Origin of the sequence: Natronoarchaeum mannanilyticum (assembly GCF_039522665.1) — an archaeon.
Lineage (GTDB): Archaea > Halobacteriota > Halobacteria > Halobacteriales > Natronoarchaeaceae > Natronoarchaeum > Natronoarchaeum mannanilyticum.
This window is the reverse complement of the sequence record NZ_BAAADV010000007.1, coordinates 90,163-111,204: the sequence shown is the minus strand read 5'-3', so window position 1 is coordinate 111,204 and position 21,042 is coordinate 90,163. Positions and strand designations below refer to the sequence as shown.

General features: G+C 67.4%; 15 protein-coding genes and 1 tRNA gene. 7 read left to right on the top strand and 9 right to left on the bottom strand.

Features of this window, described 5'->3' with window-relative positions:
- The first annotated feature begins 49 nt into the window (after positions 1-49).
- Positions 50-120, top strand: a tRNA-Gly gene (locus tag ABDZ81_RS13655).
- Between the two features lie 277 nt (positions 121-397).
- Here the strand turns inward: ABDZ81_RS13655 and ABDZ81_RS13650 are convergent.
- The 4 genes from ABDZ81_RS13650 to ABDZ81_RS13635 form a co-directional block, all read right to left on the bottom strand.
- A complete protein-coding gene (locus ABDZ81_RS13650; protein ID WP_343774558.1) occupies positions 398-1,894 on the bottom strand; it encodes a TrkH family potassium uptake protein in 1,497 nt (498 codons plus the stop codon).
- 181 nt (positions 1,895-2,075) lie between these two features.
- Positions 2,076-3,761, bottom strand: a complete 1,686-nt coding sequence (locus ABDZ81_RS13645) for a TrkH family potassium uptake protein (protein WP_343774557.1) — start codon at positions 3,759-3,761, stop codon at positions 2,076-2,078.
- A 1-nt stretch (position 3,762) separates the two neighbouring features.
- Positions 3,763-4,464, bottom strand: coding sequence for a potassium channel family protein (locus ABDZ81_RS13640; protein ID WP_343774556.1), 702 nt, complete (start codon positions 4,462-4,464; stop codon positions 3,763-3,765).
- A gap of 102 nt (positions 4,465-4,566) precedes the next feature.
- Entirely contained in the window at positions 4,567-5,424 is an 858-nt protein-coding gene (locus ABDZ81_RS13635) for a universal stress protein (RefSeq protein ID WP_343774555.1), read from the bottom strand.
- Between the two features lie 313 nt (positions 5,425-5,737).
- On the opposite strand from ABDZ81_RS13635, the gene ABDZ81_RS13630 reads away from it, so the two are divergent.
- On the top strand, positions 5,738-7,273 hold the full coding sequence (locus ABDZ81_RS13630) for a TrkH family potassium uptake protein (RefSeq protein WP_343774554.1): 1,536 nt from the start codon (positions 5,738-5,740) through the stop codon (positions 7,271-7,273).
- A gap of 30 nt (positions 7,274-7,303) precedes the next feature.
- Here ABDZ81_RS13630 and ABDZ81_RS13625 read toward each other — a convergent pair whose 3' ends face one another.
- On the bottom strand, positions 7,304-8,503 hold the full coding sequence (locus ABDZ81_RS13625) for a hypothetical protein (RefSeq protein WP_343774553.1): 1,200 nt from the start codon (positions 8,501-8,503) through the stop codon (positions 7,304-7,306).
- 234 nt (positions 8,504-8,737) lie between these two features.
- Here ABDZ81_RS13625 and ABDZ81_RS13620 point away from each other — a divergent pair, with 234 nt between their 5' ends.
- Positions 8,738-8,875, top strand: a complete 138-nt coding sequence (locus tag ABDZ81_RS13620) for a DUF7563 family protein (protein WP_343774552.1) — start codon at positions 8,738-8,740, stop codon at positions 8,873-8,875.
- Between the two features lie 4 nt (positions 8,876-8,879).
- Here the strand turns inward: ABDZ81_RS13620 and ABDZ81_RS13615 are convergent, their stop codons facing one another.
- From ABDZ81_RS13615 to ABDZ81_RS13605, 3 genes are all read right to left on the bottom strand, one after another.
- Positions 8,880-9,179 carry a PadR family transcriptional regulator gene (locus ABDZ81_RS13615; protein WP_343774551.1) on the bottom strand — a complete coding sequence of 100 codons (300 nt, stop codon included), beginning with the start codon at positions 9,177-9,179 and terminating at the stop codon, positions 8,880-8,882.
- Positions 9,180-9,409: 230 nt separating this feature from the next.
- The gene (gene malQ, locus ABDZ81_RS13610) at positions 9,410-10,903 is read right to left on the bottom strand and encodes a 4-alpha-glucanotransferase (protein ID WP_343774550.1); all 1,494 of its coding nucleotides are present in this window, start codon (positions 10,901-10,903) and stop codon (positions 9,410-9,412) included.
- Between the two features lie 132 nt (positions 10,904-11,035).
- Entirely contained in the window at positions 11,036-15,622 is a 4,587-nt protein-coding gene (locus tag ABDZ81_RS13605) for a DUF7997 domain-containing protein (protein WP_343774549.1), read from the bottom strand.
- A gap of 329 nt (positions 15,623-15,951) precedes the next feature.
- Between ABDZ81_RS13605 and malA the strand changes: the two genes are divergently transcribed.
- The 3 genes from malA (at position 15,952) to ABDZ81_RS13590 (ending at position 18,765) form a co-directional block, all read left to right on the top strand.
- Positions 15,952-17,886, top strand: coding sequence for an alpha-amylase MalA (gene malA, locus ABDZ81_RS13600; protein WP_343774548.1), 1,935 nt, complete (start codon positions 15,952-15,954; stop codon positions 17,884-17,886).
- Positions 17,887-18,006: 120 nt separating this feature from the next.
- Positions 18,007-18,408: a CrcB family protein gene (locus tag ABDZ81_RS13595; RefSeq protein WP_343774547.1), complete on the top strand. Its 402-nt coding sequence runs from the start codon at positions 18,007-18,009 to the stop codon at positions 18,406-18,408.
- A complete protein-coding gene (locus ABDZ81_RS13590; RefSeq protein WP_343774546.1) occupies positions 18,409-18,765 on the top strand; it encodes a fluoride efflux transporter FluC in 357 nt (118 codons plus the stop codon).
- Between the two features lie 190 nt (positions 18,766-18,955).
- Here the strand turns inward: ABDZ81_RS13590 and ABDZ81_RS13585 are convergent, their stop codons facing one another.
- The gene (locus ABDZ81_RS13585) at positions 18,956-19,192 is read right to left on the bottom strand and encodes a DUF7550 family protein (protein WP_343774545.1); all 237 of its coding nucleotides are present in this window, start codon (positions 19,190-19,192) and stop codon (positions 18,956-18,958) included.
- Positions 19,193-19,341: 149 nt separating this feature from the next.
- On the opposite strand from ABDZ81_RS13585, the gene ABDZ81_RS13580 reads away from it, so the two are divergent.
- Positions 19,342-21,030: a glycoside hydrolase family 13 protein gene (locus ABDZ81_RS13580; RefSeq protein ID WP_343774544.1), complete on the top strand. Its 1,689-nt coding sequence runs from the start codon at positions 19,342-19,344 to the stop codon at positions 21,028-21,030.
- Positions 21,031-21,042 lie beyond the last annotated feature (12 nt).

The window sequence follows — 21,042 nt, the reverse complement described above, 5'->3', positions numbered from 1 at the left end:
GCGATCGTTCGATCGCTCGGTTTCAGTACACGCCACAGCACGCGCCACAGCGCCGGTGGTCTAGTGGTAGGACCTGAGCCTTCCAAGCTCATGGCCCGGGTTCAAATCCCGGCCGGCGCATGATTGTCTCGAACGGACGTGAGAGACATCTGCGGGACGGCGGGATTTGAACTACGCGAGACGAGCGCCAGCGAGTCTCGCCATCGAGTTCAAATCCCGGTCGGCCCACTCCCTGCGGTCGTTTGCCGACCGACGGTCACCTCGCTCCGCGCGGTGAACTCCCGGAACGGCGAAGCCGTTCCGACTCTCGCGAACGCTTCGCGTTCGCTCGGTCCCGGCCGGCGCACTTCTAGATTTCAAACGCTATAGTTGCACTTCTATCTCCTTTCCACAGCCGCTACGACCGCCAGTACGACGGCGTCAGCAGCACCAGCACCGGGATGATCTCGATCCGGCCGATCCACATCAGGAGGATCATCGCGACCTTCGTGCTCTCGGGGAACACCTCGTAGGTCTCGTAGGGGCCGGCGACCCCGAACCCCGGACCGATGTTGAAGAACGTCGCCGCCGCGGCGCCCAGCGCCTCGAACTCGGTGAGCTGGAAGCCGACGCGGGAGCTGTCGAACACCAGGAAGACGGTGGTGGCGATGAAAAAGACGAGGCTGATCAGGGTGTAGGCGTAGACGTCGCGGATCGTCTGCTCGTCAACGACGTCGCCGCTCAGGCGAACCGGCTTGACGACCGAGGGGTGGCTGGCGACGAACAGGTCCCGCCGGAACCCCTTCAGAACGATCAGCCAGCGCAGCGCCTTGATCGAGCAGGTCGTGGACCCGGCCATTCCGCCGATGAACATGCAGATAAAGAGGAGGTGCTTGGCGGGCGAGGACCACACGTTGAAGTCCGTGCTCGCGTAGCCCGTCGTGGTCGTGATCGAGACGACCTGGAAGACGCCGTGGCGGATCGTCCGCTCGACGTCGCCCGCGTAGGTCCCGTCCGAGAAGAGGATCGCGACGACGCCGACGCTGAAGAACGCCAGAACGCCGAGGTAGAACCGGAACTCGTCGCTCTCGCGGAGGCGCTCGAAGTCGCCCTGCAGGACCAGGTAGATCAGGACGAAACTCGTCGCGCCGATCGCCATGAATACCGTCACGGTCCACTGGACGATCGGCGCGAACGCGCCCAGACTCTCCCCGCGGGGCGAGAACCCGCTGGTCGAGATGGTGGTGAACGCGTGGGCGACGGCGTCGAACGGCGTCATGTTCGGCGCGGCGCCGACTAGCCCGAGCCCGTAGAGGATCCCGATCAGCAGGAGCGTCAGCCCGATGTACAGACTCCACAGGAGCTGCGCCGTGTTCGAGATCTTCGGCGTGAGCCGGTTGACGTTTCGAGTCTGCGATTCGGTCTCCATGAGCTGCGCGCCGGCGACGCCGAGCTGCGAGAGGATCGCGGTCGCGAGAATCAGGATGCCCAGCCCGCCGAGCCACTGGATGAGCTGACGCCACAGCAGTATCGCCCGCGAGTGGACCGAGAAGTCGACGGCGGCGGTCGCGCCCGTGGTCGTGATGCCGCTCATGCTCTCGAACAGCGCGTTGATCGGGTGGGCGAGCGCCCCCTCGCCCGCCGCGACGAACGGGATCGCGCCGACGAGCGCGACCGAGAGCCACGTGAGCGAAACCATGAGGAACGCCTCCCGGTTGCCGAGGTCCCGCTCGTCGGTGAGCCGTTCGAGGAGCGTTCCGACCGCGACCGTGACGGCGATCGTCAGGAGGAACGGGACGACGTCCTCGGCTTCGTACGCGGCGAGCGCGAGCGGTAGCAGGAGCGGCACCGAGAGCCACTTGAGGACCGTCCCGACGAGGCTACAGCTGGTGCGCCAGTCGACGCGGATCCTCATGGCTCCGGTGGACCATTCCGGTCCAGCGCAGAGTCCTCTCGAAGTGACGAGTTGTACATCGGTCGTGCGCAGATCCTAACTGTGTGCTCGCGTGGGATGTCTGTACTGGTTGCCGGCGACAGTTCGCCACGCTACGCGATAGCTTCATGCGTCGTCGAACTGGCCGTCGGGTCCAGGACGCTTACTGCGGGTGAAGCCCGTAGATTAGCGAACGGCCGAACACCAGCACCGGGATGATCTCCAGGCGGCCGATCCACATATTGAACACGAACATGGACTCGGCGAAGGGGTTCATTGAGGGGCCGGTGATCCCTGAGGAGAGGCCGACGTTGCCCTGCGCGCTGGCGACCTCGAAGACGGCATCAGCGAGACCGAAGTCGGGGCCGGCGACGTTCACCAGGACGATCGCGCTGGCGACGAGTAGTGCGATCCACAGCAGGCTGACGATCGCCGCCTCGCTGAACTCTCGTTCCATCTCGTTGCGCGAGAGGGTGCGGCCGTCGATCGTCGCCGTGACGACCGCGCTTTCGGGGAGGAACACCCTCGCGAACTGCCAGACGATGCCGCGGCCGATCGTGTACGCCCGGATGATCTTGATGCCGCCGACGGTCGACCCGGCGGCGCCGCCGATCACCATGGGCAGCGTGAGCACGAACTTTCCGGCGTCGCTCCAGCCGCCGATCGACGACGACTGAAAGCCCGTACAGGAGAGGGCGCTGATCCACTGGAACACCGAATCGCGGATAGCCGTCGTCTGGGCCGCCGACAGGCCGACCGCCTGCAATCCCCCGTAGTCGGTCGGGTCGAACACCTCGGTGACGGCGACCGCGTTCTGGAGCGAGAGGACGACGACGCCGGCGCCGAACAGCACGAACAGCCACCGTGTCTGGAGATCCTCCCAAAGGAGGCTGGTGTCGCGGTTCGCGAGGATGCCGTAGTGGATCGGGAACGCGATCGCGCCGAGGGTCATGATCGGCAGTAGGACGGTCTCGATGAGCGTCGAGTCGTACGTGCCGATGGAGTTGTCCGTGACGGAGAACCCGCCGGTCGATAGCCCCGTCATCGCGTGGTTGAGCGCCTGCCAGAAGGCTTGCCACGTCGGTAACTGGGAACCGTAGTCCGACAGTGAGATCGCGACAAACATCGCGACGACCGCGAGTGCAGTGTAGAGCACGAAGATCTTCCAGACCGTCTGGACCGTGTCGATGATGCTCGGGTGGATCTTCTCCTCTCGGGCCTCGCTCCGGTACAGCGCGTAGCTCCCGCTGCCAGGGCGGGCGAGGATCGCCGTCGTGAGGACGATCACGCCGACGCCGCCGACCCACTGCATCAGCGAGCGCCACCACTGGATCGCGCGGGGGAGCGTCGGCTCGTGGACCGCCATCGTCAGCCCCGAGCCGGTCCAGCCGCTCATGCTCTCGAACATCGCGTGCAGCGGGTTCCTGAAGTACACCAGGCTGGAGCGCGACTGCATCCCGAAGACGGTGACCGCCTCGTAGTCCTCGGGACTGGGCGCCGAGAGGACGTACGACTGCATGGCCTCCGCCGGCGTCAGATACGCCGACAGGAGGAACGGGATCGCCCCGAAAACGGCGACGCAGAACCAGCCCGCGGCCGCGATCACCATCCCGTGTTTCATCCGCGGATTGGGAGCGTCGGCGAACGCTCGTCGAGCGCCGAGGCCGACCGCGGCGGTGACGCCGCCGGCGACGAGAAACGCCAGCGCGGGGTACCACTCGGTAAACAGGAGCGCGACGGCGAACGTGAACGTCATCAGCGCGCCCTCCATGGCGAGCAGCGACCCGACGTCTCTCGCGATGATCGCGAGGTCCGTCGGAATTATACCGTCCGATCGATTTCGCGCCATATCAACGTTCGTCCGTCGAGCCGTCGTGATCCTCGAAGTGGCCGAACATGTCCGTCACCTCGGGCGTCGCGCCGTGCCCGGAGTACACCGTCACGAGGTCGCCGGCGTGAATTTCCGTGTTCCCGCGCGGGGTGATCGGGTGATCCGTTCCCTCCCGCTCGATCGCGACGATGAGCATGTCATCCTCGAGTAGCCCCTCCTGGGCGGCTTCTTGGATGGTCTTGCCGACGACGGTCGCCTCCTCGCCGACGCGGATCTCGAATACCTCGGCCTCCTCGCCGATGCGCATGTAATCGACGATGGTGGGGCGTTTGACCGCACGGTAGAGATATTCCGCGATGAGCCGCTGTGGATTCTGCATCGTGTTCACGCCAATCCGGCTAAACAGGTTCATGTGATCGGGGTTGTGGACGACCGAGACGATGTGGGGGACGTCGAGTTCCTTCGCGAGCAGGCTGACCATGATGTTGGTCGCGTCCTGATCGGTCGTGGAGATGAGCGCGTCCGCTCGGTCGGCTTCGGCGTCGAGCAGCGTCTCCTTTGACGTCGCGTCGTCGTTGAGGACCAGGCAGTCGTACTCCGTTGCCGCACGTTCCGCCTTCTGTTCGTCCTCTTCGATCACGACCACGTTGTTGCCGCCCGTCGTCGCGATCTCGATCAGAGGGGTGCCGATGCTCCCGGCGCCGACGATGACGATGTACATTATTGGATTCAGTATTCTATGAGGAGTACGAAAAGATGCCGTTCTCGCTCTGGCGCGCCTACGAGGTTCAGTATCGTCGGGAACATGGATTCTGACTCGCGGTCAAATATCGAATTTCTGGCCGTCGCTTCGCCGACAGACGAGAACCGTGTTGTCCGCGCGATCGCTGATATCGTCGGTGACCGAACCGAGAACGAACCGCTTGAGCCGGTTCTTCTGTGGCTCTCCGATCGCCGTCACGTCGTAGTACTCGGACTGTTCGACGATGGCGTCCGCGACGTCCGCGCGTTCGAGGTGCCACGTGTCGGCGTCGACGTCGTCCGGTAGCCGAGCGAGCGCGCGTTCGAAGAGTTCATCGACTCGGTCGGTATCGCCACCCGTGGACACGTGGAACAGTTCGACGGCGGCGTCCGCCCCTTTCCCGAGAGCGCCGGCGACCGACACGGCGAGCGGGGAGTGGGGGCCGTCGGCGATCGGAACGAGAATCGACGAGAGGCGGTCGTCGCCCGCGTGATCGACGGACACCGCGTCGCAGTGGACGCGGTCGCTGATGCGCTCCGCGACGTCGCCCCGGAGCGAATCGACGAGCGCGTCCGGCGTGTGGCGATCGAACACGATCAGGTGCACGTCGTACGCCTGCGCGATTTTCGCGACGGTCTCTGGGGGATCCGACGTCGTCTCGATCAGCGAACTGACGCTGACGTCGTGATGCTCGTCGAGCTTTGACCGCAAGAGCTGCTTGCCGACGGTGTGGGCCTCGTCCGTGAGGGACTCTTCGTCCTCCACGAGATCGAGGACGATCAGTCCGGCGTCGGCGCCCTCGGCGACATCGCGGGCGATCTCAAACGTGTACGCGTCGTGGTCCTCGAACACCGGATAGAGGATCGACTGCGTCCCGTCCTCGCCGCCTACCGCGTCGTCGGGGTGCTCAATATCGAGGCCCCTGTCGGCGGATTCCATGGTCGGTGGGTTGAGGCCGCGGGTATTAAATGTGGACCTCACACCTCCGTTTGTTAATCTAGATATCCACGGTTACGCGATCGAAAGTTGCGTATAGATCACGTCAACCGTGCTTCCAGCACGGACTGGACACCGTCCGTCGTTCGCCCCCGAGGGCTCACGCCAAGGCGATGGTACGAGACCAATACCGCCTCGAGACCGGTGGACTCGGTGTTCTTCCGCGGCGTCCCGATGTCGACGCTCTAATCGTTCGAGGGCCGATCCGATCTGGATGACGCCGTTTTTTCACTACCCCGTCGGTACCCACGGATCAATGCCGAGCCACGTCGACTACAGGTCCTCGCTCAGCTTCGTCGGGACCGTCCTGAAGTACATCTCCGTCCCGTTCGCGTTCCCCCTGCTTGCGGCAGTGTGGTACGGTGAAAGCCCGATCCCGTTCGTCGTGACGATTTTGGTCGCGCTCGCAGTCGGCGAGGGACTCGAACGCCTCGAACCCGACCCTCAGCTCGGCCACCGCGAGGGGTTCTTGCTCGTGGGCGCGACCTGGCTCGCGGTTCCTCTGATCGGGACGCTGCCCTACCTCGTCGCCGGGCAGGGGACCATCGCCCAACCGGTCGACGCGCTGTTCGAGAGCATGAGCGGGTTCACGACGACCGGCGCGACGGTGCTGGGCGAGATTTCGATCGACCGCCACGGCCGAGGGATCATGATGTACCGGCAGTTAACGCAGTGGCTCGGCGGGATGGGGATCGTCGTGCTGATGGTCGCGATCCTCCCCGAACTGTCGGTCGGCGGCGCCCAGTTGATGAAGGAGGAGGCGCCAGGCTTCGGTATCGACCGGCTCAAGCCGCGAATCGCACAGACGGCGCGGACGCTGTGGAAGATCTACGCGGGACTGACGCTGCTCGCGGCGCTGGTGTACTACGGGCTGGGCCTTTTCGGTGCGGCCCCCGAGATGAGCGCCTACAACGCCGTCGCCCACGCGCTGACGACGATGCCGACCGGCGGGTTCTCACCGGAAGCCAGGAGCGCCGAGGCGTTCGCGCCGGTCGTCCAGTGGGCGATGATCCCGTTCATGATCGTCGCCGGGACGAACTTCGCGCTACTGTGGTACGCGCTCGACGGGCATCCCTCGCGCCTGCTCGGCGACTCGGAGTTCCGGACGTACCTCGCGGCGCTGACCGGGATCGGGGCGCTGATCGCTGCGCTGCTGTACGCCGGCCCCGGTCTCGACTCGACGCCGAGCGAGGTCGCGCCGATCGTCGGCGCGGTCGAGCCCGCGCTCCGGCAGGCGCTGTTCCAGGTCGTCGCCATCGTCACGACGACCGGGTACGCGAGCATGGACTTCAACACCTGGAGCGCGCCGGCCCAGACCATACTCCTGTTCGCGATGTTCCTCGGGGGATCGGTCGGATCGGCCGCCGGCGGGATCAAGATCGTCCGCTGGTACGTGATCTACCGGATGGTCGACCGAGAGCTGTACACGACGGTCCACCCCGAGGCGGTTCGGCCGATCCGGGTTTCCGGGTCGGTCATCGACGAGGACACCATCACCGGACTGGTCGGCTTCACGCTGCTGTTCTTGCTGCTGTTTGCGTTCTCGACGGTTCTCATCTACCTCGACACGCTGCGGACGCCGGGACTATCGCTGAACGGGCTGGAGGCGATGAGCGTCACGATGGCGACGCTGGGCAACATCGGGCCGGGCTTCGGTCCCGTCGGACCGATGAACAGCTACGGTGAGTTTTCCGCCGCCGCGAGGCTGTACATGGTGTTCCTGATGTGGATCGGCCGCCTGGAGATCATCTCCGTGCTGGTGCTGCTGACGCCGACGTTCTGGCGGCGGTGACCGCCGTCCGACCCGGTCGCCACGCTGCGGTCACCGGTTCGCGCTCGCCCTGAACGCCGCGGCGAGGACGTAGGCCACGAGCAGGCTTCCGACGAGCGCTCCGAACCGGCCGACCGTCACCGCCAGCTCGACCGCGGCGACTGCGCCCGCGACTTCCAGCGCTAGCCCGACCGCGATCGCAGCGATCGACGCCGCTGCGAGCCGGTCGCCGACGCCCGGGAGCCGTCCGACCGCGGGCGGGTAGAAGTGATAGGAGACGCCGACGATCGTCAGGCCGAGAAAGCCCAGCACGTTCAGCCGGGCGTGGACCGCCGCCAGCGCCGCGGTCGGCCCCGCGGTCGCGAAGTGAAGCCCCAGCAAGACGCCGAGAAACCCCGCCAGGGCGCCGATCCCGACGCCGTAGCGGCCGACGCGCTCGCGGTCGGACCGGCGGAGCAGCGCGGCGACGGCCAGCGCGAAGCCGACGACCGCGACCGCCTCGATCGCGGCGCCGACGAGCAGCCGGGACGTTCCGATGCCGGTCGCCAGCAGCGCGGGCCCGGCGGCGCCGGTCGGCAGCACGAGCCACGCGAGCGCTCGCGGCGGCGTCGCGACGAGCAGGCGCGGGAGCAGCCGGAAGCCGATCGCGAACACGAGCAGCGCGCCGGCGCCCGCGGCGAGCAGGTGAACGGCGCGCGGCGGGTAGCCGTCGAGCAGCGGCGGGAGCGGCGTCGCGCCGGCGGCCGTCGCGTACGAGCCGACGAGCAGGTACGCCAGCGCGATCGGGACGAACGCGTTGGCGAGGCGATCGAGCTCCCGACGGTGGGCATTGTGATCACCTGTTCCCGTCCGCCGCCCCGAGAGATTTCCGCGGAGCGTCCATAGCAGCGTCGCGACGAAGACGACGACGCCGGCGAGCCACAGCGCGCTTCCGATGGCGGCGAGCCCGACCCCGGCAAGTTCAGCCGCGGGTCGTACGGCGTCCGCCGCCAGCAACAGCGTACCGAGCGCGGTCGCTGGAAACTGCGCCGCGAGCGGCGCGGCGCCGTCCAGTTCAGCCTCGAAGTACGCCGGGACGAGCGAGTACGCCTGCCCGAACACTGCGTGGAGGACGAAGCCGTAGACGCCGAGGCGAACGCCGACGCCCGCCGGAAGCCCGGCGACCGCGGCGACCTGCCACGACACGAGAAAGCAGACGCTCGCGGCGACGAACCAGCGGACGCGCCGAGAGATCGCCTGCGTTCCCGCCATCCGGTCGACAGTTGGCCTGCGCGCCCTTTGCAGTTCGGCCCGAACGTGTTCGCCGGGGCAGCGAACGTTGCCGGGCGTCCCCGTAACGGGCACGAAATGCTGACCGTAAGCCTGCGTTACCGCCGGAAAGGTCGGGATAGGCTTGGACAACCACAGCTGTACGACGATCGTTCAGCACCGTTTGTTCGTACCCGGTCAGTAACTAAGCGGATCCCACCCCCTGTGTACTCCCGTATGCCCACCTGCAACAACTGCGGTTCGTTCGTGACCCGCGACTTCGCGCGCGTGTTCGGCGACAACAAAGAGAACGTCAGCGCCTGCGTCGAGTGCACGACTGGGCGCGATCTCAAGTCGGGCGCGGCGAAACAGTAAGTCGTCAGTTGGCTTCGGCGGCTTCCAGCGCCTCGTCGACGTACTGGGCTTCCCAGTCGCGCCGGGCTTCGATCTCCCGGCGGCCTCGGGCCGTCAGCGAGTAGTAGTTGGTTCGCCGGTCGAGCTGGCCCTTCTCGGCGAGCCCTTTTTCGACGAGCGTGTCGAGGTTCGGGTACAGCCGCCCGTGGTGGATCTCCTTCTCGTAGTACTCCTCGAGTTCCTCCTTGATCGCGAGGCCGTGAGGATCGTCCAGTCCGGCGATCACGTACAGAAGGTCGCGCTGAAATCCGGTCAGGTCGTACATTGCTCTGTCTTCATTATACTATCTGTTATATGTTAAGTCTGTCGCTCCGACGAGCGAGCACCGGTTCTTCCCGTCGAAGGTTTCGGACCGGATCGCGTTTCAAAATGGATCGGCCGGCGCTGGGATCCGGATCGGGCGGTGCACGGGGCACCAATACGAATCCGCGAGATGACTGTCGATATCGTGACAGCCCTTCGTTACGTCCTTCGAATCCCCCGATCGAGTGAAGGTTACTCCAGCCGGTCGGCGTCGGCCGTCAGCTCGCGCAGTCGCTCGGTCGGGAACGATTCGAGCTGGTCGGTCGTACAGCGCCACTCCCAGTTGCCCGTGTCCGTCCCCGGCGAATTGAACCTGGCCCACTCGCCCAGGTCGAACAGGTCCTGGACCGGAACGACCGCGAGCACCGAATCAGAGTGCCAGGCCGCGTCGATCAGCTTCCAGTTGATCTCCTCGCCGTCGGCGCCGAGATAGTAGTGCAGGCAGTCCCGGTGCTCCTCCGAGAGGTTCTCGTACCAGCCCCGGACGGTGTTGGTGTCGTGGGTGCCGGGGTACGCGACGGTGGCCTCGTCGAACGTGTGGGGCAGGTAGATGTGGTCCTCGGAACACCAGTCGGCGTACTGGAGCACCTTCATGCCGGGCGCGTCGACGTCCCGGCGAAGCTGCTCGACCGACTCGTTGATGAACCCGATGTCTTCGGCGATCACGGGCAGCTCGCCGAGTTCGTCCTCGAGCCGCCGGAAAAAGTCCAGTCCCGGCCCCTCGTACCACCGGCCCTGCGAGGGGTCCTCGTCGGCGCCGATCGCGTAGTACTCGTCGAACCCGCGGAAGTGGTCGATCCGGATCAGATCCGACAGCTCCAGCTGCCAGGCGACCCGGTCGATCCACCACTCGTAGTCCTCGGCGACGACGGCGTCCCAGTCGTACACCGGCATCCCCCACTCCTGGGCGGGGTTGTTCGCGTCGGCGGGGACGCCCGAGATCAGCGCCGGCTCGCCCGCCTCGTCGAGCTCGAACAGCTCGGGGTTCGCCCAGACGTCGGCGCTGTCCTGGGCGACGTAGATCGGCAGGTCGCCGACGATATCGATCCCCCGTTCGGCGGCGTACTCGTGGAGCTCGTCCCACTGGTCGACGGCGAGGAACTGGCGGAACTTCCGGTAGCGGATCTCGTCGGCCAACTCCTCGCGGTACTCCGCCATGGCCTCGGGCTCGCGCGAGCGGATCGGGTCGGGCCAGTCGGTCCAGGCGACGTCGCCGAAGTGGTCCTTGAGCGAGCGGAACAGCGCGTAGTTGTCGAGCCAGTCGACCCGCTCTTCGAACGCGGCGAACTCCGACGCCACGTCCTCGGGCTCCTCGGCGTCGAACCGCTCGTAGGCCTCGCGGAGTAGCGGGTACTTGAACTCGCGGACCGCCTCGTAGTCCACGCGCTCGTCGGGGAACGTTTGGTCGGTCGCGATGTCGGCCTCGTCGAGTAGACCCCGCTCGACGAGGTCGTCGAGGTCGATCAGGAGCGGTTCCAGCGCGAACGCGGAGTAGGCCTGGTACGGCGAGAAGCCGTGGACCTCCGCGACGGGGCTCAGGGGACACAGTTGCCACAGCGACTGGCCGGCGTCGGCCGCCGCGTCGACGAATCGCTTCGCCGGCTCGCCGAACGATCCGACGCCGTGCCGCCCCGGCAACGCCGTCGGGTGCAGGTACACTCCGCTCTGTCGCGAAAAGCTGCTCATAGAGGGTGTACGTCGTCCCCCATTGTAAGGATGCTGCAATAATTCGGCAGATAAATTATACTGTCAGCCCGCGTGTGACTAACTGGCTCGAAAAGACGCTTCGGCCGACCCGTCGCGGTCGAGCGCGACGCCTCAGTCGAACCGGACGCTCGTGAGCGTCGTGCCCACGCCGGCGAGATCCTCCGAGTCGGACGCCGCGATCACGGAGACCGTCTCCGTGCCGGGCCGGACCTCGACGGTCGCCTCGAACTCGTCGTCCTCGACGGTCGCGAGCGCGGTGTCGTCGGCCGTCCACAGTACGACCTCGTCGCCGCGCGTCGTCCCGGCGACGGTCGCCTCGCCCTCGGAGAGCTCCACGTCGTCGACCGACAGCGGCGGCCCGTCGGGGTCGATCTCGCGGTAGCGACGCTCGAGGAACGTCGGCGTCTCGACGGGGCTTCCCGCGTCCAGCGCGTCGGCCAGGCGCACGAACTGCGCCATGCTCCAGGCCAGCGGCGTCGCAGCGCCGGTCCCCTCGCCGATCTCCCAGCCGAAGTCGGTCGGGTACTCGCGGTCCCAGACCTGCTCGGGGATCATCCGGCCGCTGTTGGCGAACCGCTGCATCGTCTTGAGCAGCTCCGCGGGCTCGTAGTCGCCGATCTCGTCGTGGTCGTCGGTTTCGGCGTCGGCGGCGGCCGCGGTGAGCTCGTACTCGCCGCGCTCGCCGGTAAAGATCGGCCAGAGTCGCCCCGAACCGTTGCGGTCGATCGACCACGGGCCGCCCTCGTCGGGCTCGATCTCGCCCATCTCGCCGTAGCCGTCGCCGTTGTAGCGGTACCAGCCCGGTCCGTTCGGCGTGTCGACCTCGATCGTGTCGTCGGCGACCGCCAGCGAGTTGCGGATCAGGTCGTAGTCGGGGTCGCGGATCCCGAGCCGGACGAGCTCGAGGAACCCGCCGTCGATGATGTCGCGCTCGTCGAGCGTCGGCCCGTTGTTCGCGAGTTCGCGCTTGACGCCGCTGTCGGGGTCGCCGTTCCGGGACACCCGGATGTAGTACGGCGTCCGGTCGTGGCGTTCGGTCCCCTCGCGGGTCGCACACCAGCGGTCGACGCCGGTGCGCCAGTAGTCCGCGAACCCGAGGTACGCCAGCGCGTCGGCCCGCTCGCCCTCGGCGGCCGCCAGCGGCGCCGCGCAGGCCGCGCCGGCGATCTCGGCGGCGATCGTCGACGGCGAGTAGCCGGCCTCCTCCTCCCAGCGCTCCTGGCCGCTCCGCGGCCCCGAGCGCAGGAGGTACTCGACCGACCGGCGGACGTGCTCGTACTCGTACCCGACGTCGTCGAACGCGACGCCGTGGCGGTTCCAGAGCTGGTAGGCCATCACCGACGGGAACGCGACGTTGTCGAGCTGCTCGCCGCCCCAGCGGATCCGGCCGTCGAGGAACGTGTTCTGCGAGACGAACCCGTTGGGCCGCTGCTGGTACTCGTAGATGTACTCCGTGGCCTCGGTGGCGCTGCGGACGTCGCCGATCGTCTCCAGGGCGGTGAAGACCTGGTAGAGGTCCCGCGCCCAGGTGAAGTTGTAGCCGAAGTCGCGGGGCTCGGTCGCGTCGACGTTGTCGCCCCACGGCACGCACGGGCTGGCGATGCCGGCGCCGAGGAACGTCTTGTCCTCGACCGCCTTGAGCACCATCACCGCCGCGCGGTACTGGTTCGCGAGGTCGGGGTCGTCGCGAACCGACTCGGGCAGTTCGACCGCCTCGAGATACTCGCGCCAGCCGTCGACGTAGGCGTCGCGGACGCCGACGTAGCCCCGCGAGAGCGCCCGCTGGGCCTCCGTCAGCGCCATCTCGGTGTCGGCGTCCTCGGCGAACCCGAGCGCGATCGTGTCGGCGATCGAGGTCGCGCGCTGGCCGACGCGGCCGACGAGCACGCTGTGGCCCGGTCCCGCTTTCGGCTCGCCGTCGACGGCCTCGCCCTCGCTAAATAGCGCCGCGAGGTGTTCGTCGGTGGCCTCGCCGACCGTCGCCCAGTCGAACGACCGCTGGGAGGCGATCGCCGCGGCGACCTGGTACGGTTCGCCGTTCGGGTCGACGAACGCGGGCTCGTGGGCGGCACCGGTGTCCCAGGCCGCCAGCGCGTAGCCGTCGCCCTCGTCGACCAGCTCGGCGCTTTTGTCCTCGATGTACCCCGAGAGCGCGGCGTCGCCGACGACGTACACGTCGTACTGGTTGTTGTCGTCGGCCGCGAAGTCGACGTCCATCACGATCGACTCGCTGTCGGGGTCGGTGACGTACTCGACGACGAGCTCCCACTCGTGGCCGTCGGCGCCGGTCTCGGTGATCGTCTGGCGGTACACCGGCGACTCCGAGCCGACCATCCGCGTCGAGCGCTCGATCGTCTCGATGGCGTCGTCGGTGCGCTCCTCGTTGTGCGTCCGGGCGGTGTAGGTCGACTCGTCGTCGGCGTCGACGACGAGGAAGTCCACAGTCCGAAAGTTCATCAGGTCGACCCGCGGGAACCGCGGCTCGGTCATCGCGCCCTCGGTCAGCGTGAACCAGACGCGCGAGGAGTTCGACTCCCAGTGGTCGGCCGCCGTGCCGACGCCGTAGGTCTCGCCAGTGGTCCACGTCGAGTGGGCCGCCGGTCCGCTGGGTTGGGTGAGTTCGGCCGAGGACTCCAGCGCGCCGTTCTCGTGGAGTCGCGCGACGACGGCCGAGCGCAGGCCGTGGGCCCACGCGAACGGCGTCGCGCTGTCCTTCCGGCCGTCGTCGAACACCTGCTCGGAGAGGTAGCCGCCCGGTCCGGAGAGGCGACCGTCGGGCTGGATCAGGTCCAGCAGCATCCGGGCGCGCTCGAAGGCCGCCTCGACCGGCGACGCTTCGGCGTCCGGCGAGTCCGCCGCGCTGTCGCCGTCCGCATCCGCCCCGTCGCCGACCGCGTCGAGGCCGTACTCGTCGATCATCCCGGCGAGGTCGGCGTTGGCCGACGCCGCCCAGCCGACCGCGAGCGGCCAGATCTTCGGCTGGTCCTGGCCGCGACGCCGCCACTCGTCGCCCTCGTAGCGGACGAGGCCGAGCAGTTCGCCGTCCGCCCCGTACCGCGAGAGCCCCTCGACGGTCGTCTCGACGTGCCGCCGGAGTCGATCGGCGCGCTCGGCGTCGAGCGAGTCGGTGAGCTCCGCGTACGCGCGGTGCGCGCAGACGAGGACGAGCGTCCCGACGTCGAGCCGGTCGTCGCCGGGCGCGCGCTCGAAGACGCCGCGGTCGCTCCAGCGCTCGCCGATCGCGCCGTACACCTCGGTCGCCAGCTCCTGCGCTCGCGACTGCAGCGTCTCGTCGACCGGCGCCCGGCCGATCGCCGAGAGCGCCAGCAGTATCGAGGCCGCAGTGTGGGTGAATCGTCCCGTGTCGCTCTCCCAGACGTCCTGGCAGGGCTTCGGGAACCCGTCGTCGGCGATCATCCCGTCGAGCGCGTCGAGACCGTCCTCGACGGTGCCGGTGATCCGGGCGACCAGATCGGTGTCCGGCGAGCCCAGGCGCAGGTAGCGTGCGAGATACGCGAGCACGCTCGCGGTGCCGTCGGCGGGGTACTGCACGCTGTCGCCGCCGGCCACGCGGGCGTTGCCCCAGCCCGGCGCGAGTCGTCCGTTGTGCGCCCAGACGCGCTGGGGCCAGGTGCCGTCCGAAAGCTGGGCGTCGGCGTAAAACCGGGCGCTGGCGGCGTGCTGGTCCTCGAGGTCGATGCCGAAGTTCGCGTCGACGGTCAGCAGGTGCCGGGCGACCTCGGCGTCGTCGCGGAACCAGCTGTAGCCGTAGCCGCCGGAGTAGACGTGGTGGGGATCGAACTCGGGGCCTTTGATGCGGGCGCCCGTCGGCGCCGTCAGCAGGGAGAGGGTCCGCAGGTCCGACACGACGGTCTGGCGGTGGGGAACGTCCGGGACGTCGAACCGGTTGCGCGACATCGCGCGGTTCCGGATCGCCCGATCCGTCTGGTAGTGGTCGGCGAACGCGTGGACGTGCGCGAGCGCGTCCGAGCGCGAGGTCTCCTCGTGATCGGCGACCAGCGAGACCAGCGTCGTCTGGGCGAGGCTCCCCTCGTCGTCGAGGGGGACTTCGGCGACAACGGTGTCCGAGAGGTCGTCGGTGGCGCCCTGCCCGGTCGGGAGCGCGTCTGGGTCGTCGGCCAGCAGCTCGTCGAACCCGTCGCGGCGCTGGCTGACCGCGCGCGCGATGCCGGTCGAGGCGGTGAGATAGTCGTGCTCTGCGTCGTGGAACACCTCGACCACGTCGTCGTGGTGCAGATGTCCGACGCTGTCGGTCTGGCCGTCGGGGGCGAAGGCCACCGCGGCGACGAGGCTCGGTCGCTCCGGAACGTCGCCGCGCAGCTCCAGGTGGGTGAGGTGGGCCTTCTCCAGCGTGTAGTCGTACTGGTGGATCGAGTAGCCGTCCGCCTGGTGGCGGGTGACGACCATCGTCGTCTCGCCTTCGTAGGCCTGCCGGGTCGTCTCCAGCTCGTCGAACCAGGTCACGCCGTCGCCCGACCGGATCCCGTACCGGGAGCTGTCGATCCCGTGCATGTCCAGCGTCGACCCGGAGTAATCTCGAACCGCCCCGGATCGGTCGACGTACACCAGCCGCCCCTCGTCGCCGGAGAACAGGCCGTCGGTCGACGGCCGCTCGCCCGGATGAGAGTCGTCGCTTCGGTCCCGCTTGTACTCGTTGATCGCGATGCGCATCGTCATGCTGTGAAGACCAGTCCCCCGCCTGCAAAGAAGGCGGAAATTGTTCGTCACGACTTAGCCGTGTGCGGCATATAAACTTGCCTATGCCATCACGGAACTTGCCATCTATTCACAGAGCGAGGGGTTTGTGACGACTTCGTTCGAACTGATAACTAAACGAAGGCGCCGTTTCGTCGTAACGAACCCGCGCGGATCTGTTGTAACATAGACAGTACGACGTATATGGCCAGTGACAGACCTGATGAATCAGTATGATAGAGCCTGACGATAACGTACCGCGTCGGGAATCGGGAAATAAAAGACCCCTCCCACTCACCATCTAGGTGACAATGCACCATCCAGGCCCCCCTCGGTTCGAGGCAGTCGGATCGACCGTCGATCTGGCGCCGCGCGACCCCGACCCCGCCGGCGCCTACCAGTGGCGTCTCGCCGACGCGCCCGACCGGAGCGTCGCCGAACTCGGCGACGATCCGGTCGAACAGTTCACGCCGGACAAGCCCGGCACGTACACGGTCGAGCTCGACGCACCCGACGGCACCCACGAGCTGACGATCCGTGCGTTCCCCGCGTCATACGCGCCGCCGGAGCCCGACCCGACGAAGTCCGGTTCGGGCATCTCCGGGTCGGGACTGCGCTCCGGGTCGGGGTTCCAGTCGGGCTCGGGCCTGCGCTCGGGCTACGCGAGCGGTTCGGCGACGACGGCGGCCGGCTACGACAGCGGCGGCCGTCCGCGCGTCCAGCTGTTCGCCCGCGTCGAGGGCGACGAGATCGTGTTCGAGGCCGAGCCCGCATCGGCACCCAGCAGCGACGTTCCGTCCGAGAACCTGGACGTCGAGTTCCACGCCGACGACCGCGACCCCCTCGACACCGACGAACTCGAGGTGGACGGACACGAGGCCCGAGCGTCGCTCGACGCGCTCGGCGAGTACAGCCGCGTCCACGTGGTCGCGCTCGGCGAGACGTTCAGCGTGGCCGACACCGTCGGCGTCGCGGTCGGCGAGGACGTCGAGATCGAGCGGCTGAACGAACCCCCGGAGTGGGGCAAGGAGGTGACCCTCTACGAGGTGTACGTCCGGACGTTCACGGGCGGCGAGGCCGCGACGTTCGACGCCATCGCCGACCGGCTGGAGTATCTCGCCGAGATGGGCGTCGACTGCATCTGGCTCTCGCCCGTGCTGCAGAACGACGACTTCGACCACGGCTACAACATCACGGACTTCTTCTCGATCGCCGACGATCTGGGGACGCGCGAGGAGTTCGAGGCGTTCGTCGACGAGGCCCACGACCACGGCATCAACGTGCTGTTCGACCTCGTGCTCAACCACTCCGCGCGCGAACACGAGTACTTCAAACGCGCCGAGGACGGCGATCCCGAGTACCGCGACTGGTACGAGTGGGACGATCCCGAGGAGGACGTGCCCGCGACGTACTTCGACTGGCCCTACATCGCGAACTTCAACTTCGACAACCTGGAGGTTCGCCGGCACCTGCTCGACGCCGTCGACGAGTGGGCGCCCGTCGTCGACGGGTTCCGCTGCGACATGGCCTGGGCGGTTCCCACGAGCTTCTGGAAGGAGGTCCGCGACCGCGTCAAATCCCACGACTCGGAGTTCCTGCTGCTCGACGAGACGATCCCCTACATCGCCGACTTCCACGAACTCTGCTTCGACGTTCACTTCGACACGACGCTGTACCACAACCTGCGACAGATCGGCAACGGGGCGGCGGACGCGACGGCGATCCACGACGCCATCGACAACCGCGCCGAGACCGGGTTCCCCGACCACGCCGGCTTCCTGCTGTACATCGAGAACCACGACGAGACGCGCTACGCCGAGGACTGCGGCCGCAAGCAGGCGTTCACCGCCGCGGGCGCGCTCTTCACGCTGCCCGGCGTCCCGCTGCTGTACGCCGGCCAGGAGATCGCCGAGGAGACCCGCCGCGAGAAAGTCGAGTGGGAGGCCGCCGACGAGGAACTGCGCGACCACTACCGCAGCCTGATCGAGACGCGCGACGCCCACCCCGCGCTGGGCTACGAGGGCGACTACGAGCCCGTCGAGGTCGAGGCGAGCCACGGCGGCGTCGTCGCGTACGCCCGCCAGGCCGAGGGCGAGCGAGTGGTCGTCGTGCTGAACTTCGGCCCCGTCGCGGAGTCCGTCGCCGTCGACGCCGACGTCGACACGACCGACCTGGTCTCCGGCGAGGACGTCAACGCGCCCGCCGCCGACGTCGAGGTCGACGACGTCGTCGTCCTGCGGGCCTGAGCGCGGCGTCGTACTGTAGTCCGGAACCGCCCGACGATCGCGATCCGCCGCGCTACCGCGGTCCGCGCCGACGATTGCGAACGCCTTTTGCGATCCCCGTCCGTCCGAGCCGGTAGAGACGTGTCCCGAACGAACGCACCGGGGCGGGGCGAGACGATACTTCTGATCGCAGTCGGCGGGTTCGCTGGGGCCGCCGCGCGTTACGGCGTCGAACTCGCGATCTCGTCCTCGCTGCTCTCGACGCTCGCGGTCAACGTCGTCGGGAGCTTCGCGCTAGGGGCGATCGTCTACGAGAACAGACTGGTCGGTTCGTTTTCGAAGCGCGCCCGGTTCGTCTTCGGGACGGGCTTTCTGTCGTCCTTCACGACCTACAGCACGTTCGTCGTCGACGCGCTGACGGCGGCGCCGCCGCTGGGACTGGCGTACCTGTTCGCGAGCTACGCCACCGGTTTCGGCGCCGTGCTGGCCGCGCGCGCCTCGGTTCGGGCGATCGCGAACCCCCGCGGCGAGGTGGTGGCCTGAATGGAGCCGGTCGTTCTCGTGGGCCTCGGCGGTGCGGTCGGCGCCGTCCTGCGATACCTCCTTGGAGAATCGCTGCCCGCCGATCCGTTCCCCTGGGGCACGCTCGCCGTCAACGTCGTGGGTAGTTTCGCGCTGGGCCTTGTCGTGTTCGGCGGTGTCGGCGGCGACGCCGCGCTGCTGGTCGGTACCGGCGCCTGCGGTGCGTTCACAACGTTCTCGTCCTTTTCAGTCGCTGGGGTCCGTCTCTGGGAGTCGGGCGAGCGGCGACTCGCAGCGGTCCACGCGGTCGGGAACTTCGGACTGAGCGCCGCAGCCGTCGGGGTCGCCTGGGGCGCTGCGACGCTGTTGGTCGGGTAGTGAGCAGGGGGCGGTGCTACGCGTGTCGAGGTTGTTTTCGCGGCCACCTGCCGGAAGATTTTTGTTACAAGAGCAAGAATCCGAAAGCTGCCGGGAGACTGGCGACGGAGCAAGACAGGCTCAGTTTCGGGGCGACTATCGCCCTTCCCATCGACGCGCGAGTCGGGGACTCGAACGCGTCGGTTCTTTGTTAGGCCAGCAGGAACGGGATCACGAACGCCACGAGCAGTCCGACCGCCGTGACGACGGCGCCGATGCCGACCTCGCGCATCCCGTAGGGGCTCTGGGGAGCGGTCGTCCGGGCCTCGGTCGGGACTTTCTCGCCCTCGGCGAACTCCGAGTCGGGTGCCTCGACGGTCTCGCCGTGCGGTTCGTCGGACGAGTGAACGTCCTCCGTTTCGTGGTCCGGAACGTCCTGATCGGTCATGATCGAGATTTTCCGCCGTGCGAACTTAAGCGATGCTGTCTTCGCCCGCCGAGCGGGATGCCCGATCGAGGGTCGGTTTCCGAGACGCGTCTGTCACGCGACCCGACGTATCGCGCCGCTTTTGCTTCTGGGCGGCGGACCACCGGACTATGACCGAGGCAGACGCGCCCGACGTCGACCGCGAGTGGTGGAAGGAAGCGGTCGTCTACCAGGTGTACCCGCGCAGCTTCAACGACTCGGACGGCGACGGGATCGGCGACATTCCCGGGATCGTCGAGAAGGTCGACTACCTCGACGAGCTCGGCGTCGACGTCGTCTGGCTCAACCCCGTCTACGAGTCGCCGATGGCCGACAACGGGTACGACATCGCCGACTACCAGTCGATCCATCCCGAGTTCGGCACGATGGACGACTGGGAGCGCCTACTGGAGGAGCTCCACGATCGAGACATGCGGCTGATCATGGACCTCGTCGTCAACCACACCTCCGACGAACACGAGTGGTTCGTCAACTCCCGCGAGGGCGACGAGCGGTACGACGACTACTACCACTGGCACGAGGGCGAGAAGGACGGCGAGACGCCCAACAACTGGGACTCCTTCTTCGGCGGCTCGGCGTGGTCCTACGACGACGAGCGCGGCGAGTACTACCTCCACCTGTTCGACGAGAAGCAGCCCGACCTCAACTGGCGCAACGAGGACGTCCGCGACGAGGTCTTCGAGATGATGAACTGGTGGTTAGAGAAAGGGATCGACGGCTTCCGCATGGACGTCGTCAACCTGATCTCCAAGACCGATGGCCTCCCCGACGGCGAGGAGAACGGCGGCCTCACCGGCGAGGAGCACTTCGTCGACGGTCCGAACATCGAGCAGTACTTCGAGGAGATGTACGAGCGCACGCTGGACGGGCGGGACGTGATGACCGTCGGCGAGATGATCAACGTCGACGCCGAGCGGGCGACCGAGTACGTCGGCCCCGAGGGGTTCTCGATGCTGATCCACTTCGAGCACATGGGCGTCGACACCGGCGACGGCGGGAAGTGGAACGTCGACGACCTCGATCTGGGCGAGCTCAAGCGGATCATCACCGACTGGCAGGAGCAACTCGCCGGCGACGGCTGGAACTGCCTCTACCTCTCGAACCACGACCAGCCCCGCGCCGTCTCGCGGTTCGGCGACGACGGCGAGTATCGACGCGAGTCGGCGAAGATGCTCGCAACCTTCCTCTTTACCCTGCAGGGGACGCCCTTCGTCTTCCAGGGCCAGGAGATCGGCATGACCAACGCCGACTGGGAGCGCGAGGAGATCCGCGACGTCGAGGCGGCCAATCACGTCGACATCGCGCTCGACGAGTGGGCCGACTCCTACGAGGGCGTTCGACACCAGATCGAGGCGCGCAGCCGCGACAACGCCCGGACGCCGATGCAGTGGTCCGCCGAGAAGAACGCGGGGTTCTCGGAAGGCGAGCCGTGGATCAAGGTCAACGAACGCCACGACGAGATCAACGTCGAAGCCGCCCGCGCCGACGAGACCTCGATCTGGCACTACTACCGCGAGCTGATCGACCTGCGCGAGGATCGGGACATCTTCGTCTACGGCGACTACGAACTCCTGTTGTCCGATCACTCCGAGGTGTTCGCCTACCGCCGGACGCTCGGCGACGGGGAGCTGCTGGTCGTCTGCAACTTCTTCGACGGCGAACCCGAACTCGACCTCTCCGAGTTCGCCGGCGATCGAGAGGCCGACCTGCTGGTCGGAAACTACGACGCCGAGGGCGGCGACCTCGCGGAGCCGATCCGGCTGCGGCCCTACGAGGCGCGCGTCTACGACCTCTCCTGACCGATCGGAGAG

Excerpts from the sequence above, each read along its gene's own strand:
- ABDZ81_RS13650 (WP_343774558.1), bottom strand. The coding sequence starts at position 1,894 with ATGAGGATCCGCGTCGACTGGCGCACCAGCTGTAGCCTCGTCGGGACG.
- ABDZ81_RS13645 (WP_343774557.1), bottom strand. The coding sequence starts at position 3,761 with ATGGCGCGAAATCGATCGGACGGTATAATTCCGACGGACCTCGCGATC.
- ABDZ81_RS13640 (WP_343774556.1), bottom strand. The coding sequence starts at position 4,464 with ATGTACATCGTCATCGTCGGCGCCGGGAGCATCGGCACCCCTCTGATC.
- ABDZ81_RS13635 (WP_343774555.1), bottom strand. The coding sequence starts at position 5,424 with ATGGAATCCGCCGACAGGGGCCTCGATATTGAGCACCCCGACGACGCG.
- ABDZ81_RS13630 (WP_343774554.1), top strand. The coding sequence starts at position 5,738 with ATGCCGAGCCACGTCGACTACAGGTCCTCGCTCAGCTTCGTCGGGACC.
- ABDZ81_RS13625 (WP_343774553.1), bottom strand. The coding sequence starts at position 8,503 with ATGGCGGGAACGCAGGCGATCTCTCGGCGCGTCCGCTGGTTCGTCGCC.
- ABDZ81_RS13620 (WP_343774552.1), top strand. The coding sequence starts at position 8,738 with ATGCCCACCTGCAACAACTGCGGTTCGTTCGTGACCCGCGACTTCGCG.
- ABDZ81_RS13615 (WP_343774551.1), bottom strand. The coding sequence starts at position 9,179 with ATGTACGACCTGACCGGATTTCAGCGCGACCTTCTGTACGTGATCGCC.
- malQ (WP_343774550.1), bottom strand. The coding sequence starts at position 10,903 with ATGAGCAGCTTTTCGCGACAGAGCGGAGTGTACCTGCACCCGACGGCG.
- ABDZ81_RS13605 (WP_343774549.1), bottom strand. The coding sequence starts at position 15,622 with ATGACGATGCGCATCGCGATCAACGAGTACAAGCGGGACCGAAGCGAC.
- malA (WP_343774548.1), top strand. The coding sequence starts at position 15,952 with ATGCACCATCCAGGCCCCCCTCGGTTCGAGGCAGTCGGATCGACCGTC.
- ABDZ81_RS13590 (WP_343774546.1), top strand. The coding sequence starts at position 18,409 with ATGGAGCCGGTCGTTCTCGTGGGCCTCGGCGGTGCGGTCGGCGCCGTC.
- ABDZ81_RS13585 (WP_343774545.1), bottom strand. The coding sequence starts at position 19,192 with ATGACCGATCAGGACGTTCCGGACCACGAAACGGAGGACGTTCACTCG.
- ABDZ81_RS13580 (WP_343774544.1), top strand. The coding sequence starts at position 19,342 with ATGACCGAGGCAGACGCGCCCGACGTCGACCGCGAGTGGTGGAAGGAA.